We start from the raw sequence: 16,163 nt of genomic DNA, 5'->3' as shown, positions 1-16,163 counted from the left end.
CGAGCGGGGCACATTCAACGCGCACTGCTGGCCGCTCGGGCCGGAGGCTCAGTCCTCATCCATCAGGCGCGCGGCGGGGTTGCTGCCGACGCCGCCCTGCTGGAAATATCCGATCACGCTGGCCACGGAGCGGTGATCGGTCATCGCCATCAGCGCCGGCAGGGCCACCCCACGCCGCGCACCTTCGGTAACAAAGCCCGAGCGCAGGCTGTGGCCGGCAAAGTCCCCGTCCAGACCGGCCAACCGCGCCCGGTCCTTAACGATGGCGGCGACCGCCTTGCCGCTGAGCGCGCCGCCCAATGACCGTGGCCAGACGCGCCGGAACAGGGGGCCGTCGGTAATCTCGGCCACGTCCAGCCAGTCCTGCAGTGCGGTGGCTGCCTCTCCCAGGATGGGCTTGTCGGGGCTGCTGCCAACCACTGGCCCGGACTGCAAGGTTTTTCCGTGATCCAAGCGATAGGTGTAGCCGCCTTCGGGCAGTCGGGTGAGGTGATTCACCGTCGCCTCGGCGACTTCGCTGCGGCGGCGCCCGCCGCTAGCAAAGGCAAAGTAGAGCAGGGCGCGATCGCGCTTCCCCTTGAGCGAGGTGTCGCAGGTGGCCGCCATTGCGCGCAGATCTGCGGCTGACAGCGCGGTCTTCTTGGCCGGGCGCTCGCCTCGTTTGTGAGAAGCCCTGCGCCCCTTGGACAGTAGGGTCCTCACGGCGCGATCCTCGCAAGGGTTGTCTTGGCGGGCCTGCTTGTGGGCCGCCGACAAGACCGCCACCCGGTGGACCAGGCTGGAGAACGCCAGCGGCCCAGGCTTCTTCTTCAGGCCCGCATGCACCAAGGCACTATCCAAGTCTGCAGGCAGATCCCAACGAAGCCCCAAATCGCCTGAGCGCCCCATGTGATCCACGATGAACTGAACCACTGCCGCCGGGGGGACGGGTAGGGCGATGGGCCTGCCATAGCGCCCTTCGAACCAGCCCGCCCAATAGCGCAGGGCGCCGGCGTAGCTGCGAATGGTGTTAGGCGCTTCGGCCTCCTGCAGGATGTCTCGCACCGCTTCTGCGGCGGAAGTGGCCAGCCGCTCCGGAACCAGCCCCGAAACGAGTTCCCCTGACGCAGCAGTGATATTATTCATATGTACTATGTATTGTGCACTATGATTAGGTTGAGCTACATCTGATAAATATGCCTTATCAGACATGGCCTGCCAATTCTCACCGTTCCGCAGAAGGACACCCAATGGCCAAGGGCATCAGCGAACTGGATGTGCACCAGGCAGCGGACGACATCATCGCCGCCGGCGAACGTCCCACCGTCGAGCGAATCCGAGCCCACTTGGGCACCGGCTCGCCCAACACCGTCACGCGTTGGCTGGAGACCTGGTGGCAGACCGTAGGCTTTCGCCTGCGCCAGCGCGCCATTGAGGCGGCGGTTCCAGGCATCCCAGAGCGGGTAGCTCACCTGAGCCAGCGTTTGTGGCAGGCCGCGCTGCAGGATGCCGGCGAGCTCGCTCAGATCCAGCTGGAGTCGACCAGGCACGCACTGGAGGAACGCGAGCGCCTGCTGGAGGAGGACCGGGTGGCCCTGACGCTGGCGATTGAGGCCAGCCAGAAGCGCGAAAGGGAGGCTCAGGTCCAGACTCAGGCCGCCGCCACCACCGCGGAGCAGTTGGCGGCACAGGTCTCCCAGATGACGGCACAAGTACAAGACCTGCTGCGCCAACGCGATGGAGCCTATGGACGGGCGGAGCGACTCGAGCAGGAACTGGATGCCGTACGCCGCAGTCTGGGCGAGGCCGCGGCCGCTCACGAAGAAGAGAGGAGGGCGCTCCAGGCGCACGTCAGGGCAGTGGAGGATCGTGCCCATACGGAGGTTGACCGGCATCGCCAGGCGTTGCGGTCAGCCGAGCAGGAGTGGGGGCGGGAGCGCATGGCCTTGGCCACCTCATTGCGAGAGAGCGAGCAACAAGCCATTGCTGCTGCCAACCGCGAGCAACAGGCATTGCGCCGACTGGAAGGCGTGAACGCGCGGGCTGATGGCTTGGAGGCGCAGCTGACGTCACTGAAGGAAACCACTCGGCAAGTTACCGAGGCACTCCGACAAGGGAGAGCGAACACGGCAACGCCAAGCAGGCAAAGCAAGCCACGCCGCACCGCGCCCAGAAGAGTGGGCGAGCCGACACAAGAACCCAATAGCAGGAAATCTAAGACTTGAGGCCATCCATTCGATCAAGGCTTCTTTCCCCGAAAGACTTGGAGGACGTACACGCCCCCCCCCCCAAAGTTCATCCTCGACCGCGCCCGAGAGCACGGCGCGACAGGCCCCGTACGAACGGTAGAAACCAGCACGCCGGAGGAGGAACGCCATGAAGCAGGGAAGAACTGACAGAGATTGGGCGGTGGTCGCTGTGATGACCTTTGCCGCAGGAGCCGTCTTGACTTGGGCACTCATGAGCAAGCCGAGTCCCAAATCCGCCACGTTAGCGCTTGACTGGCCGGCGTGGGTGCAAGCGATCGGCAGCATCGCAGCCATCATCGCCGCGGGACTGATCCCCCTTTGGCACGCCAGAGTCAGGAGACGGGAGGTCACACAGTCCCTCATAGAGCTGATTTCCTATGCGCGATTTCCAGCGACACTGATGCTGGCGCAGTTCGAGGGAGGATTCGGCGGCCCCCGGCTGATCTTGGCGCATCTGACCCAGCTTCATAAGGCTTTCGATTCAGTCAACTATGTTGACGTGCCGAACCGATCCTTGGCGATTGCGCTGCAGCAATCAGCAACGGCTGTGAGTGCACTTAAGGAGATCCAGGAACTCTTTCTGAGAAAAGAAGAGATGAAAAAGGGGCGGGGGAGCGAGATCGTTAAAAAGTACCTGCTCATGCTCGATAGAGCCGTCGAAGAAGCAATCAAGGCAACCGGTCAGCGGCCTCGAGACTTCAACTACGACACAATCGTGCTGCCTAATGAATAGCCCATGCAAATGCTGTTCGTTACAACTACGCGGTAATAGTCACAAACCTCTCTCTAGTAATCCACTGCCGAGGGCTATCCGGCAAATCGTGCGGAGTCGGAGGGAGTAGCTGGCGTCTGAACGGGGGAACTCGCCTGGCGATGTAGCAGGGGCCTGGTGCACTGGACTGTAACAGAGCAGTTTCACTGTCACCGCGCCTTGTTACGGTAAAGAACCTCCGTTACATTCGCTGCTATGAACGACCTCGACGCCGCAGCCCGCTATCTTCAGGGTCTACTACCCGACATGGTCGGTGAGCTCGAGCCCTGGCCCAGCTCCAAGACGCGCGGCTTACCCCACTTCCTCGCCACCCTATTCGGCCTGGCCGAGCTTGACCTGCTCGGCCACAGGGTGCTGCTGGCCACCGTCCCGGCGCAGACGGAACCGTTGCCACCTTTGCGGCTGATCGCGCAGGTGCATCGATTGGCGGAAAAGGCCGGCTTGAGGGTCATTCTCGTGCTCTCCGGCGTTTCGCCCTACATTCGCTCCAAGCTCATCGAGTCTCGGGTGGATTTCGTTGTGCCTGGTAGCCAACTGTTCGCTCCGAGCTTCCTGATGAGCTTACGCGAGCGCGATTCGTCTCCAAGGGTGCTCACATCCGCTGGGGAGCGGTTGAGCCATCCGGCACAAGCGGTTCTGATCGCGGCCCTGTTGCGGCCCGACTTGGAGGAGCGCGGCATCCCTGGCAGCGTCCCGTGGGTGCCGCTCGACCTGGCGCGCGAGGCAGGCTACTCACGCATGACTGCCTCGCGGGTCGCCCGTGAACTGGTGGCGGCTAACCTCGTCAGCGCCCAGCGCGAGGGGCGGGAGACGAAGCTACGGTTCTTGAAAGCGCGCCGCTCCTTGTGGGCGGTCGCGCTGCCGCGGCTGCGCTCGCCGGTGCTGCGCACCACTTGCATCGGCAAAAGTGGCTTGGACATGCTGCTGGCCGATCATTGTCGTGCTGCGGGAGAAACCGGCCTGTCCGTTCTCACCGAACTGGCGGCGCCATCGCGTCCGATCGCTGCGATCGGACGAGACTGCTTCCGTCGGCATCCGGAGCCGGAATGGTTTCCCGTGGCCGGCGAGGGCTATGCAGACGTGCAGCATTGGGCGTACTCCACCCGCCTGGGTGGCGCGGGCACCGTCGTGGACCCGTTGTCGCTGTACCTGTCCTTGCAGGGACAGGGCGACCCGAGGCTGAACGGCGCGCTGCGGGACCTGCTCGATGAGGTCTTCGTCTGATCGCAGGCGCGCGGGAGCTCGGCGAGTGGTGCCTGAACTCCGGTACCAGTCCGCGGTCATCGGGGCCGTTGCGCTGGCCGTCGTAACGCAGGAAGCGAAGCGGCAAGTGGGGCCACGAAGGATCTGGAACGTGGTGCTGAGCGTGGAGGCGCTGACGCTTGCGTTCGGCCAGCGGTTCTCGGGGGGATATCGAGGCAGCGGCTACGAGGTGCGCCAGCCCTCGGACCGACACTCAACGTTCTATCGCTTCCGGCGGCCTGCGCCCAGAAACTGCAGGAGTGGCCGACGGGTCGTTTCGACCTGATCGTCTGCAGCGGGATGGACGACTAACCCGGGCCGGATGCCCTGCTCGAACTGCGTGACGGTGCGCATGGGGCGACGAAGGACGGTAGCCTGCTGGTGGCTTGCCAATGGCTGCCCATCCTTCAAGTAGCAATGCCTTGGGCGCATGCGCTGGCTAGGATTGTGCCGCGCTGAATCTGCTTCTGGCCGGCAGACGATCACCCTCGAAGTCGCAGGGCTAGGACAACTGATCTCAATCATGGAGGGATAGATGTGGCCTAACCCTTAACAACTCCGTGAGGGCGGCTTACATCGCATCCACAGTGATGCCATGAAGGATCATTGAAGCATGCTGGGACGCAAGTTTGTCCAGCGCAGGTGCATGCGGACTCGAGGTCCCGAACAGCTCGTGGAACAGCACACCCATTACGATCGGAGCCATGATTGAAAAGGCCATGAGATTTGAGTCGCCGGCGCGGACGGTCCCCTTGGCCTGCGCCCGCTCGACAGCGCTTGCCACCAGCCGGATCATGCGAGATGCAACTTCGTCATGCCAGATCCTCGCAAGCTCAGGAAACATTCGGCTCTCCGATAGCACCATTCGCAATGCTGCAGACAAGCGGGCATCGCCACCTGATGAGACCGCTCGCTGGAGGAGCGTCGGGATTAGCTCCTCAATCGACCCGTCGAAGGTCGCCTGTGCCGTCTCAAGGCCTTCCAGATTTGTGGAGATCAACTGGCGCGCTGCGGCTCGAAACAGCTCTTCCTTGGTTTCAAAGTAGAGGTAGATCGTGCCCTTCGCGACTCGTGCGCGCTTCGCGATATCAGAGAGCTTTGCGGCAGCAAAGCCGTTCTCAAGGAAAACATCTACCGCAGCGTCTACAATCTCGAGCGGCCGCGCCTCCTTGCGACGACTCCACTTAGGTTGCATCTCGCTCACGTGCTCAATCTCTTGCCCATGCGGGAATCCCAATAGCGCTGCAGCTCGTCTAGGGACTGCGTTGGCTGTGCCAATCCCACCCAAGTGTCAGGCCGCAGAACGTAGACAGCGTCCTGCTGACGTCCAGCGCGGCCATGTTCTTCGTGCCAGGTAAACTCGCGAAGAGCCATGCCGCGGCTGTCGCACCAGCCCTTTAGTTCAGTACTGGCTCGTCCATAGACATGGACCTGCCAGCCGATTTGCTCTGAGATCGCGTAGTTGTCCTCACCACGCGTCTTCACCCAGGGCAGGCGATCGCCGCCTTCAATCTTTCCAGCCTTGCCCTGGCTCAAGGGGCTATGCGATCTACAGCATCATCATGATCAACGTTGTCTTCCACGTGATCCCGCTGATTCTCGGGGTCGGCTACGGCGCGGGAACGCTAACTGCGATCATCATCTTCATCCCCCTCTGCGCTTGGATGATCTACACATCCTTTGGCGCGGGTCGTATGAGCTATCGAGCACTAGCCCTTTTGGTTGGTGCGGGAGTGTTGTTCCATGCCCTACTCACTATTCCGATGATTCTCCTGCTGCAAGGTGCAATCTCAGAGACGTCCGTAGTCATGATTCAGGTAGCCAACCCCTTTGTGCTGATGGTCATCTTGTCGGCGGCGGAGCGCTCGCGCTTGAGCATGCCGGCAAGGCAGCGTCGGCCAAGTGCCTCTCGCTAGCTCGAGTCTTCTTCGGCGCCTAGTCAGACCTCCCATCCCGTCTCGCTCACGCAGCCGCTTCGGTGACCCCTGGCGGACAAGGCGGAGCAACTTTAATGGTGCCTGTCCCCGCCTGTGTTGAGGCGGGGTAGCAGCTTGCAATGGCGTTAGGGATTCTCGATGGGAGCCAGATCATTTGCCCCTATTGCTCGATGGAGGAGGGGGCTGGCTCGCTCCTATTGAGCCGACGCCTTGCCCGGGCCTTTGTATCTGCTCAGCCAATAGCTGTAAGGCGTGGGTAGCACGCTGGCTGGGAGCTCCTGGCCAAGCGCAATGGCCATTTGGTACGGATAGTGCGGATTGGATAGGTGGGCCCGCCCGATCATCACTAGGTCAACCTGACAGTCCGCTACAACGCGCTCGGCAGTCTGTGGATCATCGATGCACCAACCTGTGGCCACCGGAAGCCCAGTTTCATTAGCAAATCGCTCAGCAAGGGGTGCCAGGAACGCCTGTGTACCCCATGGGACGCGGCCACCAAGAGCACTGAAGCCAATGCTCACGTTGAGCAGATCAAGCCCCAACTCTCGCATTTCTTTGCCAATCTCAATGGAGTCGACCAGTGCTTGGCCATCGCGCGAGTTGTACTCCACAACTCCAAAGCGCGCGGTCAGCGGCAGATGCTCGGGCCAAACCTTACGGACGGCCGCCAATGTCTCCAGCAGGAAGCGTGCTCTGTTCTCCGCACTGCCACCGTAGCGATCCTCCCGCTTGTTGCTGTCGGGGCTGAAGAAGCTCTGCGCCAGATAGCCATGAGCGAAGTGAAGCTCCAGCCATTCAAATCCTGCAGCAAGCGCACGCTTGGCTGCAGCGACGAAATCCGCTTGAACGCGATGAATGTCCTCAACCGTCATCTCGTTGGGAACTCTATCGAGCGAGCCGCCAAAGGCGATCGGCGAGGGACCAAGGATCGCCCATCCTGCGGGATCATCGGCTGCGATGTGGTCATCGCCTTGCCATGGCCGATTTGCACTAGCCTTGCGCCCTGCGTGGCCGATCTGGATGCCAGCTACGGCACCGCCTTGCTTGATGGCAGAAGCGATGGCTGCCATTCCTGGAATTTGCTCATCACCCCACAGGCCAGCACATCCCGGGGTGATGCGTCCTTCCGGAGACACGGCGGTAGCCTCGACAATCACGAGCCCAGCGCCTCCGCGCGCAAGCGCGGCATAGTGGCTGAGATGCCAATCGTTGATACGGCCGTCCTCCGCACTGTACTGGCACATGGGCGGCACCGCGATACGATTCTTAAGAGTGACACCTTTGAGCTCGAATGGGCTAAACAGGGCAGACATAAACGGGGCTTTGGGGAGAGCAAGAGGAGCAAGCACGGGGATTTACTCCGGCTTAGGACGTTGACTTGGCGGCTCGAGCTGCTTCCACCAGGCCGTCCAGCCAATCCTGGTGACCATTGATCATTGGATTCGGCTTGGCCAGACGCAGGGCTTCTGCAGGCTGTCCCTTCTGCGTCTCCTGCGTGAGGATCCGCACTCGGCCACCATCAAGGTCTTCGACAATCCACGCATGATGAACGTCAAGTCGATCGGCAGACCCGGGCTCACCGGCCCAGCCATGCCAAGCGATCCGGCCCGGACCCTCGGAGGTAGGAGCCTCATGCTCGACGCATTGAGCCTCCACGGGAAGCCAAAGGTTTCAAAGTAGAATCGATCCCCGTTTCGCAACAGAGGGCCGGCGCCATCGTGGAAGCGCACATTGGCTGAATTTCCGTAGTAGGTCGGCCACAGACGTGGCTCTTCAAGCAACGGCCAAACATCAGCTGCGGCAAGGCCGAGGACGATCAGCTCATTCGAGACAAAGTTTTCGGTGTAACCAGGAAGGTAGCCTTCCGGCCAACGAATGCCGTTCATTTTCATCATATGCTCCTTAGGGCTAGCGGCGCGGCTCGCCGATGAATCGTTAAAATTACGTTCGCCAGCTTCTAACTTGCAGACCTCTGACTTCTACAGCCGAGACACTTGCTCCGTACCGTCGTGTCTCAGTTTGGCGAGGACTGCCTGGCAGTCGAAAGCTGGCTGAGGGTGTGCGTGGAGCTAGACGTACGCGCCAGCTGAATACGTAAGCTCGTAGCTGTGGCTGTAGATCTCCAGGATGTTGCCCAGCGGATCCTCCATGTAAACCATCCGATAGGGCTTCTCCCCTGGGAAGTACTCTCGAACCGGCATTCGCTGCTTTCCACCAGCTGCCACAATCCGAGCGGCCAGGCCTTCAACGTCCGGATCCTGAATACAGAAGTGGAAGACGCCCGACTTCCAGTACTCGAAGTTGTTCGCGGGACGCTCGGCGTTATTGAACTGGAAGATTTCGACTCCAACCCGGTCACCAGTGGATAGATGTGCAATGCGGAAGCTGCCCCATCCAGGCCCAAACACATCCGTGCACATCACGCCAATTGCGCTTTCGTCTTCAGCAATCCTGGTCGGCGGCATGACGAGGTACCAGCCCAAGACTTCTGTATAGAAGGAAACCGCGGCATCGAGATCGGTAACAGACAGGCCGATGTGGGAGAAGGCGCGAGGGTAGGGAGGGGGTAGGGCAGGCACGGCACACCACTGAAGAGAGGGGTAGCCGCAAGATTAGACCCTGCAACTCAACCATGATCTGATCCATTTTTATCAGATTGATAAAATATTCTTATGCTGAATGAGCATTGGCTCCGATCCTTTCGGGCTATCGCAGAGGTCGGGAGCTTTACCAGGGCCGCAGGCCAGCTGCAGCTCACCCAGGCTGCGGTCAGTCAGCATGTACGTCATCTTGAGCAACAGCTGGGTGCCCTGTTTCTGCGCAGACCACGATTTATTGAGCTGACGCCGGCGGGAATGGCTCTATTGCAGTACTGCCAAGAGATGGATTCGGCCGATCGCCGGCTTCAAGCCAAGCTCGCGAGCGCGGACAGCGATCAGGGGGAGTTTGCGCTGATAACCCCCGGGAGTGTTGGCCTTGCTCTTTACCCGGTGTTGCTGGACTTCCAGCGCACCCATCCCGGCTTGATCATTCGTCATCGCTTCTCGCCGGACCCAGAAATCCTATCGGCGGTACTGGAGAAGAAGTACGAGGTGGGTCTACTTGCACTTCGGCCGGATGACCCTCGGCTGCGGGCTGAGCCCTTCACCGAGGAGGCGCTTGAGCTGGTAGTTCCGAGAGGTGCCTGCGCGGACAGCTGGGCGGATCTTCAAAAGTTGGGTTTCGTTGATCATCCAGATGGCCAGGCTATGGCCACCCGCCTTCTCGCCCGCAAGTTCCCAGGAAATCCAGGCGTACGCGCGCTTCCTATACACGGCTTCACCAATCAGGTTGCGCTCATCCTTGAGCCGGTATCGCTCGGGCTGGGATTCACTGTCATTCCGCGACACGCCCGTGAATCCTTCGCTCGGTAAGACGCAATTGAGGTGGTTGACTGTGGATCTCCGGTGGTTGACACCCTCTGGATGATCCATCGATCCGAATGGCCACTGTCTGGGCCAGCTAAATGGTTGACCCAACAGCTTCGAGGCCTGCCTCGATTCAGCGGGAGGAGGGCTCCACCTCTCGCTGGAGCGGACTGAGGCCCCTTCTATACTGGTCTGGGGTCCGGCCAGAGTGTCGCTTGAACATCTCACTGAAAGACGTTGAGTTTGCATAGCCCAGATCGTCTGCAATCTGCGTAATTGATCGGTCTGAACCCAAGGCATCAATTGCCCTCAGAAAACGAAGCCGACTGCGCCACTCTCCGAACCCCATCCCTAGCTCGCGCTTTGCCAAGCGCTCAAGTGATCGAACACTAATGTGGTGGCGCTCTGCGACCTCAAGTGCCGACGGAGAGTCCTGAAGGGAGGTCTCGGCATAGCTCAGAATCCGCTTTAGCACGTCACCGCTGGCCAGCGGCAGGAAGCTCGACATCACCGGCGCGGCCAGAATCAGGTCAAGGGCGACCGCGGAGAGTCGCCGGTCTTCTGGCTTAACGGCCTCGCCGATGTCACGACGGGCCAGTTCGTCCAAGATCTCCCTAAGCAACGAGCTAACCGCTAACGCAGTCGGAATGCTGGGCATCTGCGCCGACGCGCCGACCGAAAGGTATGCGGATCGATAAGCAACCGCACCACGGTTTCGGGATGAGTGGTGAACACCAGGCGGAATCCATATCGCATAGTGGGTAGGGGACACCATCCAGTCCTCGCCTACCTGTAACTCCATGACACCCTGCGCAACATAGTTGAACTGCCCCCACGGATGCACACGAGCATCCCAGTCGGAGGGAGGCAAAGTCCCTTGCCGAACGTAGATGTCTCCAGGGATGGAGCTGAACGAGGGGACGGGGTCCATTGCCATGTCGCATTCAAGATGAAGATTGGCGCAAATTATGGATGTAACGAAATTCCGCCAAGTCTACGCTACTGGCTGTTGATATCCAGTATCTGAGGATGCCATGTACTACCTGCTCCCCCTCCTGGCCTGCCTTCTCTGGGGCGCCAACACCATCGTTACAAAGCTCGCTGCAGGGACCGTCGGCCCGGTCGATATTAGCTTCTGGCGATGGCTTGCTGCGGCCATCATCTTGCTCCCATTCGCCCTGCCGCGCCTGAAGTCGAACCTAGCGGTCCTGAAAGCCAATTGGGCACGCTTCCTCGTGCTCGGTGCTTTGGGCGGTGTCATGTTCCAATGCCTGGCGTACTACGCCGCACATTTCACTTCTGCGACCAACATGGGCGTTATCCAGGCACTCATCCCGTTGATCGCTCTTGCCTTGTCGCGCATCTTCATGGGTCACGCAGTCCGCGGTGGCGCAGTGATTGGTTCGATCATCTCCTTGGTTGGGGTGATAGCGGTAGTGTCCCATGGTGACTTTGAAGCCTTGGTTTCCCATGGAATCAACAAAGGTGACGCCCTGATGCTGCTGGGCGCTTTGGCTTTTGCCACCTACAATTTGCTGATGCACAAGTGGCGCATTCCCGTAACGCTGATCGAATCCCTGTTTCTTCAAGCCATGTCTGCAACGATCCTGCTGCTACCTCTTTTCCTTGTCGCAGGCACTGGCGTCCAGGGTGGCGCAGCCATCGGCTGCATTGCATTCGCAGCAATCGGCGCTTCGATCATGGCACCGTTGGCATGGATGACCGGCCTGCATCGGCTGGGCTCTGCTCGCGTGGCCGGGTTCTTCAATCTCGTCCCGATCGTCACTGCATTGCTTGCGGTGGTGGTCCTCAAAGAGTCTCTGAGCACCTGGGTCGTGGGTGGCGGTTTGATGGCAGTATTTGGTGTGGTACTGGCGGAGTACGCAGCTCGCAAGAAGCCTGACGAGGTCATGGTCGTGGATGACACCTCGACCAAGCGCTGAAAGACAATTGCATAGCTGCAGTTCAAATGAAAACGGGCCGCTTGAGGCCCGTTCTCCTTGTTCGGGGAACGCTTCTTCGGCTAGCCAGGTTCAAAGGGCCCTCTCCTCAAGGTGAAGTTGCATCTAGACAGCGCTCTTCAGCTGAGTTGGGCACATGCCGGTTAGTCGGCGAAACATTGCAATAAAAGGGGAGGGGCCGCTATAGCCCAGCCGCTTGGCAACATCACCAACTTTGCAGTCGCTCTGGAGGAGAGGGAGGGACGCAGCAAGCTTCAGCCTCTGGCGCCACTCACAACATCCCAGGCCAGTAGCGGCAACCCAGCGTCTTGCAGGAGTCCGAGAGGATACGCCAGCAACTTCTGCCCATTGAACTAGTGACTGGCCACTTCCTGGATCGGCTTGTAGCGCATCGATGATGGGGGCTAACAAGCGCGAAAACGCCAAGAATGCGCGGCCAAAGCTTCTGTTCCGGTAACTCAGCGAATGACCGGGGATCACCCCAAAGCGGAAAGGCTAACAGTAGGAACCGGGGATGCTTCGCGGCCCAGCTGCGCATCTTGCGCTGCCGCCGCCAAGCGATAGCCTTTGCGTCTCGAAGCTTGTGTAGGGCGCAATCCTCCACGTCAGACAGTCGCGCCGAAAGGGTATAGGCCCCGCGACAAGCCCATCGGAGGCATTTAGGGGTTCGCTTTAGCGACCTGTGGAGCTGCTGTGGAGTGGGCCGGAGAAATGTCTTCACATCAACAACTGTAAAGACGTCGCTTCACCCGGATCTACACGAGGGTTCAGACCCCACGGTTCCACAAAACAGCCTAAAGTTTCGACCCGGCACGCCGAGGCCGATCTACGTCACGGATTTCCGGCAGGGCGTGCCCCTTCCATCCGGTTGGCCGTCTGTCACTGGCGTGTGCGCCTGGTCCCGACCGGCCGGCAAGAAGCGCGAACCTACCGCTACACCCTAAGGGGCTTTAGTCTTTGATTCGCTTCTCAAAGTTTGTGATCAACTTGCCCAGCGAAAGGCCTGTCAGGCGGGCGATATCTCTCAGCTCCACCACATCAACCCTTCTCTTGCCTGTTTCGACGTCGCTGATGAATGACTGGCTGCGGCCCAGCATGCTGGACACCTGGGCCTGGGTCAGACCGGCAGCTAGCCGCGCCTCGCGAACAGCCTCAATGAGGGCAGCGTACTCTTTTCGATGGATGGACTTCGACACGACCGCGCCTTGGCTGAGCGGCCTAGAAAGCTATATCCAGTTCTCCGATATCTAAAAACCCGATATTCTGTCTTCTTCATTGACAGGGGGACGCATGAGCGAACAGCCATACCGCTTCATCACCGCGGCCAGAAGCAGAGCAACACTGATCCTGGCAGCATCAGCACTGCTAGCTGCCTGCAGCGGTCCGACAGACAAGAAGATGGTTACGAATGGAACCCGGCAGCAATACCGGCAGTCAATTGACGCTATCGACCCGGAACTCAATGCCCACGAAAGAGCGGCCTTCAACTGGGCAGTCGCTGGGATGAACCTTGAAGAGGGTCGGCAGGGAATCATTACGTACAGGGCCAAAAGCTGCCTAAGCGACTGAATTTCAAAGTTGATTGCTCGTCTCTCGATCAGGTTCTCCCCATCTATGGGGTCTGTTCAAGCACCTTGGCTGTGTAGCTCAGCGGCGCCACTTCCCTTTCAAGATCCAGGTGGTAGTCGCCGAAGCGATTGATGTGGCTGGTCCGATAAGGCGACAGGCCGGCCAGGATCTCGGGCGTCAGTTCAATCCCCTCCTTCCTCATCTCGGCCAAGGTCCGGCTCATGCCTTCCACGTTGTGGAGGATGATCATGTTGGCCACCAGCTGGCTGTACTTGATGATCTTGCGCTGCTCGTGTTGGACGTTCTCAGCAATGATCCCCTGGCTGCCAAAGAACACCCATTTCACGAAGCCGTTGTATTCCTCGCTCTTGTTGGTGGCAGCATGGATCGTTTTGCGGATCTCATTGTCATCAATGTAGCGCAGCAAGAACAGCGTTCGAACGGCCTTGCCAAGTTCCCGGAAGGCGAAGTACAGCTTGTTCTTCCGGCTGTAGGTGCCCAGCCGGCGCAGGATCGAGGACGCGGTGATCTTGCCCAATCGGATTGAGATCACCACCCGCAGCATGTCGTGGAGATGGGTGGCGATCAGTTGCCAGTCGATGCTGTCCCCGAACAGTGCCTGGATGTTCTTATAAGCCCTACCCGGTTCGGGCCGAAAGAATGTCAGGTCCTTGATGTTCCGGATCCGGGGCATCAGCTGGATGCCCAGCATGTGGGCCAGGCCGAAGACCGGATAGCTTTGGGCCTGCGTGTCGCCATGGACGATCTCAGGCTGGATGTCGGAAGTGTTGGCCAACAGACCGTCGAGGATGTAGATGCCCTCGTGCACGCCACAGGGAATGACGTGGCTGAACGGCGCTACGTATTTGTCGGACACGTGGTAGTAGCCGATGCCACCGTAGCCGCCGTAGCGGATGTGATACTCCGACAGCAGGTTGTCCTCGTCGACGCTCCACTTCGTGCCATCAGCTGATGCGCTCTTGCCGCTGCCCCAATAGCCAGGCAGGTCGAATTTGTTGTAGGTATTGATGACCTCCACGATGGCCTTCTCAAGCACATCCTCGGTCACGTATTTCAGGTTGAGCCAAGCGACTTGGCGCCGGCTGAAGCCCTTGATCGACCGCGCCGTCTGCGTCGGCCCCAGGTTGCAGCCATAGCAGAATAGCGTGGTGATCACACGTCGGGGCAGATCTTCGACCTGGCTCTCGGTGCCGGCGATCGGGCGGAAGAAACGGTGCAGATCCAGCCATTGGCTGGCATCGATCAGGACATCGACGATGCTGGATTCTGGAAGCCGTTCGGCGATGAGGCGATCCACCGTGGTAATCGCGCTGGAGACTTCGGCGCGTTGCCCCTTCCGCAGCACCAGGCGCCCATCCAGGATGTCCGCATGTACGTTCTCCGGGAAACGCGCGTCGACCTCATCGGCCAGGGAGGTCAGTTGTGCACGTAATCCCGCCACGAAAGACTCGGCGTCGGTGGGCAGGCCTGACACCTGGCCGTAGGCTTCCAGTTCCTGGGCCAAGGTGGCTTCATCGACCAGCTGCTCACGGTAGTCATCAAACCGTTCGCTGCTGGGAATGAAGAGATCTCCGGACTTCAGTTCGTCCTTGACCTGCACCAGCACGGCCAGCTCGAAGTACTTACGGTGCATCCAGCCGGCGCCGGCTGCACTGGCCCGCTTGCCGAACACGTGCTGACACCAGAGCTTGGACATCCAGTCAAAGTCCTTTTCCGGGTCCAAACCGAGGGAGGCGACCTCGATCAGCTCACGGCGCTGGTTGCGCAGCGAGAGCACCGCTGCGATCAGCGGCTCCATGCCGGCGTCGTGGCTGGTCGCCCGAAGTTTCATCAGCTCCAGCCCATTGAACAGCAGCGGCCTGACCGCGCCATAGGGCTGCAGCATGAAAGGCAGGTAGTTCTTCCCGGCGTAGGCCATATGTTCTTCGCATTCGGCCAGCAAGGTCGACACTTCCGCTTCCAGGCTGTTGTCGATGGCATCCACGCGCTGACTATCGCTGCCGTCTAGCTGATAGGCCTGCAGGATTTCCTTGAGCTGGCCGATGAGGAAGTCGGCCCGTTTGGCATGTTCGAGCTGGTAGGCCAGCAATTTCTGCTGGGCCGTGTTCTCCAGCCCGCGCACCTGCTTGATGAACAACTCGGCTGCATCATCCAGTGTCTTGGCATGCTGGGCGCGAATGAAGATGGTGGCCAGCGCATAGCGCTTGTCCGGAGCCAGTTCGGCCAGCTCGCTGGCGTCATAGGCCCGAGCCATTGCACGGAACTGCTTGAGCTTGGGCACCGGCACATCGATGGGAGGCAGCTGGTCGGCCAACTGCTGCAGCATGCGGATGTGCTGCAGGTAGAACCGAACTTCCTTGTTGGTGGGCCGGCCGGGCTCGCGCTTGAGTGATTGCCAGCCGGTGAACCTGGACCCTTCCGGTGCGCGCAGCAGTTCGTCGATGAGCGTGCGCGTGGCAGGCGTCAGCGCGTGGCTGATGCTGCGGTAGTAGCCCAGATTGACCCGCTCACGGGCGCCGATGGCGGCCAGCTCCAGAGTGCGGAAACCGGGCAGTTCGTAGCGATGGTGCACCAGCTCTTCGAGCAGGACGTTCACGATGTCCGGGATGGTGTGCTTGGTCTGGGCTGCTCCGGTGGCCACTGTGTCCAGCCAAGCCAAGCCCGATTTATCCAGGGGACGTACCCCGATGAATTGCCGAAGCTGCGGCATATGCCGGCGCTGGCTGCCGGAAGCGTCGTAGCGTTCGAGCTGGTCGGTGTCCAATACGCGCCCGAGTCGGGCGGCCTTGGCGATGTGCTTCCGGATCCGCTCGGGTACGTCGGCCAACAGCGTGAAGTAGCCCAAGCGTTGGAAGAGCTTGAGATGAATCAGTACCGCCAGCTGCGGACCCGGCTGGGTGGTCAGCTGCTTGGCGAATGCAATCTCAGCGGCGGTCGGGGTATAGATCTCCTCCAGTTCCTTGGCGGTGGGATCAGGCTTCAGTCGCGGGTAGGCGGTCTCGTGAAGGGTAGCCATTGGATCCGGA

At 60.3% G+C, this 16,163-nt stretch carries 16 protein-coding genes; 7 read left to right on the top strand and 9 right to left on the bottom strand.

Annotation, left to right across the window (positions count from 1 at the left end; all coding sequences use genetic code 11):
- Positions 1 to 48 precede the first annotated feature (48 nt).
- Positions 49 to 1,125, bottom strand: a complete 1,077-nt coding sequence (locus N5J29_RS01590; protein WP_049453654.1) for a site-specific integrase — start codon at positions 1,123 to 1,125, stop codon at positions 49 to 51.
- 104 nt (positions 1,126 to 1,229) lie between these two features.
- Here N5J29_RS01590 and N5J29_RS01585 point away from each other — a divergent pair, with 104 nt between their 5' ends.
- The 3 genes from N5J29_RS01585 (at position 1,230) to N5J29_RS01575 (ending at position 4,224) form a co-directional block, all read left to right on the top strand.
- Complete coding sequence (locus N5J29_RS01585) at positions 1,230 to 2,204, top strand: DNA-binding protein (protein WP_164152745.1); 975 nt, start codon at positions 1,230 to 1,232, stop codon at positions 2,202 to 2,204.
- Between the two features lie 151 nt (positions 2,205 to 2,355).
- Positions 2,356 to 2,961, top strand: coding sequence for a hypothetical protein (locus tag N5J29_RS01580; protein ID WP_033836002.1), 606 nt, complete (start codon positions 2,356 to 2,358; stop codon positions 2,959 to 2,961).
- A gap of 234 nt (positions 2,962 to 3,195) precedes the next feature.
- Complete coding sequence (locus N5J29_RS01575) at positions 3,196 to 4,224, top strand: hypothetical protein (protein ID WP_049402763.1); 1,029 nt, start codon at positions 3,196 to 3,198, stop codon at positions 4,222 to 4,224.
- A gap of 589 nt (positions 4,225 to 4,813) precedes the next feature.
- On the opposite strand, the gene N5J29_RS01570 is transcribed toward N5J29_RS01575, so the two are convergent.
- Entirely contained in the window at positions 4,814 to 5,437 is a 624-nt protein-coding gene (locus N5J29_RS01570) for a TetR/AcrR family transcriptional regulator (RefSeq protein WP_043033616.1), read from the bottom strand.
- Positions 5,438 to 5,442: 5 nt separating this feature from the next.
- Positions 5,443 to 5,778: a hypothetical protein gene (locus N5J29_RS01565; RefSeq protein ID WP_043033500.1), complete on the bottom strand. Its 336-nt coding sequence runs from the start codon at positions 5,776 to 5,778 to the stop codon at positions 5,443 to 5,445.
- A gap of 26 nt (positions 5,779 to 5,804) precedes the next feature.
- On the opposite strand from N5J29_RS01565, the gene N5J29_RS01560 reads away from it, so the two are divergent.
- Positions 5,805 to 6,158: a hypothetical protein gene (locus N5J29_RS01560; protein ID WP_043033501.1), complete on the top strand. Its 354-nt coding sequence runs from the start codon at positions 5,805 to 5,807 to the stop codon at positions 6,156 to 6,158.
- Between the two features lie 215 nt (positions 6,159 to 6,373).
- Here the strand turns inward: N5J29_RS01560 and N5J29_RS01555 are convergent, their stop codons facing one another.
- The 3 genes from N5J29_RS01555 to N5J29_RS01545 form a co-directional block, all read right to left on the bottom strand.
- Positions 6,374 to 7,492 carry an NADH:flavin oxidoreductase/NADH oxidase gene (locus tag N5J29_RS01555; protein ID WP_049402762.1) on the bottom strand — a complete coding sequence of 373 codons (1,119 nt, stop codon included), beginning with the start codon at positions 7,490 to 7,492 and terminating at the stop codon, positions 6,374 to 6,376.
- A 120-nt stretch (positions 7,493 to 7,612) separates the two neighbouring features.
- Positions 7,613 to 8,071, bottom strand: coding sequence for a hypothetical protein (locus N5J29_RS01550; RefSeq protein WP_229298441.1), 459 nt, complete (start codon positions 8,069 to 8,071; stop codon positions 7,613 to 7,615).
- 177 nt (positions 8,072 to 8,248) lie between these two features.
- Complete coding sequence (locus N5J29_RS01545) at positions 8,249 to 8,758, bottom strand: lactoylglutathione lyase family protein (RefSeq protein ID WP_033836000.1); 510 nt, start codon at positions 8,756 to 8,758, stop codon at positions 8,249 to 8,251.
- A gap of 93 nt (positions 8,759 to 8,851) precedes the next feature.
- On the opposite strand from N5J29_RS01545, the gene N5J29_RS01540 reads away from it, so the two are divergent.
- Complete coding sequence (locus tag N5J29_RS01540) at positions 8,852 to 9,592, top strand: LysR family transcriptional regulator (protein ID WP_197622648.1); 741 nt, start codon at positions 8,852 to 8,854, stop codon at positions 9,590 to 9,592.
- A gap of 127 nt (positions 9,593 to 9,719) precedes the next feature.
- On the opposite strand, the gene N5J29_RS01535 is transcribed toward N5J29_RS01540, so the two are convergent.
- On the bottom strand, positions 9,720 to 10,523 hold the full coding sequence (locus N5J29_RS01535) for a helix-turn-helix transcriptional regulator (RefSeq protein WP_043033503.1): 804 nt from the start codon (positions 10,521 to 10,523) through the stop codon (positions 9,720 to 9,722).
- A gap of 97 nt (positions 10,524 to 10,620) precedes the next feature.
- On the opposite strand from N5J29_RS01535, the gene N5J29_RS01530 reads away from it, so the two are divergent.
- Complete coding sequence (locus N5J29_RS01530) at positions 10,621 to 11,529, top strand: DMT family transporter (protein ID WP_043033504.1); 909 nt, start codon at positions 10,621 to 10,623, stop codon at positions 11,527 to 11,529.
- 968 nt (positions 11,530 to 12,497) lie between these two features.
- Here N5J29_RS01530 and N5J29_RS01525 read toward each other — a convergent pair.
- Complete coding sequence (locus N5J29_RS01525) at positions 12,498 to 12,743, bottom strand: helix-turn-helix transcriptional regulator (RefSeq protein ID WP_043033505.1); 246 nt, start codon at positions 12,741 to 12,743, stop codon at positions 12,498 to 12,500.
- Between the two features lie 94 nt (positions 12,744 to 12,837).
- On the opposite strand from N5J29_RS01525, the gene N5J29_RS01520 reads away from it, so the two are divergent.
- Positions 12,838 to 13,116, top strand: coding sequence for a hypothetical protein (locus N5J29_RS01520; protein WP_164152744.1), 279 nt, complete (start codon positions 12,838 to 12,840; stop codon positions 13,114 to 13,116).
- 43 nt (positions 13,117 to 13,159) lie between these two features.
- On the opposite strand, the gene N5J29_RS01515 is transcribed toward N5J29_RS01520, so the two are convergent.
- Entirely contained in the window at positions 13,160 to 16,153 is a 2,994-nt protein-coding gene (locus N5J29_RS01515; protein ID WP_164152742.1) for a Tn3 family transposase, read from the bottom strand.
- Between the last annotated feature and the right edge of the window lie 10 nt (positions 16,154 to 16,163).

This window comes from Stenotrophomonas sp. GD03680 (assembly GCF_029844625.1).
In the GTDB taxonomy this organism is placed as follows: domain Bacteria; phylum Pseudomonadota; class Gammaproteobacteria; order Xanthomonadales; family Xanthomonadaceae; genus Stenotrophomonas; species Stenotrophomonas maltophilia_P.
The sequence above is the reverse complement of the archived record's forward strand: the minus strand, read 5'-3'. Positions and strand labels throughout refer to the sequence as shown.

Excerpts from the sequence above, each read along its gene's own strand:
- N5J29_RS01590 (WP_049453654.1), bottom strand. The coding sequence starts at position 1,125 with ATGAATAATATCACTGCTGCGTCAGGGGAACTCGTTTCGGGGCTGGTT.
- N5J29_RS01585 (WP_164152745.1), top strand. The coding sequence starts at position 1,230 with ATGGCCAAGGGCATCAGCGAACTGGATGTGCACCAGGCAGCGGACGAC.
- N5J29_RS01580 (WP_033836002.1), top strand. The coding sequence starts at position 2,356 with ATGAAGCAGGGAAGAACTGACAGAGATTGGGCGGTGGTCGCTGTGATG.
- N5J29_RS01575 (WP_049402763.1), top strand. The coding sequence starts at position 3,196 with ATGAACGACCTCGACGCCGCAGCCCGCTATCTTCAGGGTCTACTACCC.
- N5J29_RS01570 (WP_043033616.1), bottom strand. The coding sequence starts at position 5,437 with ATGCAACCTAAGTGGAGTCGTCGCAAGGAGGCGCGGCCGCTCGAGATT.
- N5J29_RS01560 (WP_043033501.1), top strand. The coding sequence starts at position 5,805 with ATGATCAACGTTGTCTTCCACGTGATCCCGCTGATTCTCGGGGTCGGC.
- N5J29_RS01555 (WP_049402762.1), bottom strand. The coding sequence starts at position 7,492 with ATGTCTGCCCTGTTTAGCCCATTCGAGCTCAAAGGTGTCACTCTTAAG.
- N5J29_RS01550 (WP_229298441.1), bottom strand. The coding sequence starts at position 8,071 with ATGAAAATGAACGGCATTCGTTGGCCGGAAGGCTACCTTCCTGGTTAC.
- N5J29_RS01540 (WP_197622648.1), top strand. The coding sequence starts at position 8,852 with ATGCTGAATGAGCATTGGCTCCGATCCTTTCGGGCTATCGCAGAGGTC.
- N5J29_RS01535 (WP_043033503.1), bottom strand. The coding sequence starts at position 10,523 with ATGGCAATGGACCCCGTCCCCTCGTTCAGCTCCATCCCTGGAGACATC.
- N5J29_RS01530 (WP_043033504.1), top strand. The coding sequence starts at position 10,621 with ATGTACTACCTGCTCCCCCTCCTGGCCTGCCTTCTCTGGGGCGCCAAC.
- N5J29_RS01520 (WP_164152744.1), top strand. The coding sequence starts at position 12,838 with ATGAGCGAACAGCCATACCGCTTCATCACCGCGGCCAGAAGCAGAGCA.
- N5J29_RS01515 (WP_164152742.1), bottom strand. The coding sequence starts at position 16,153 with ATGGCTACCCTTCACGAGACCGCCTACCCGCGACTGAAGCCTGATCCC.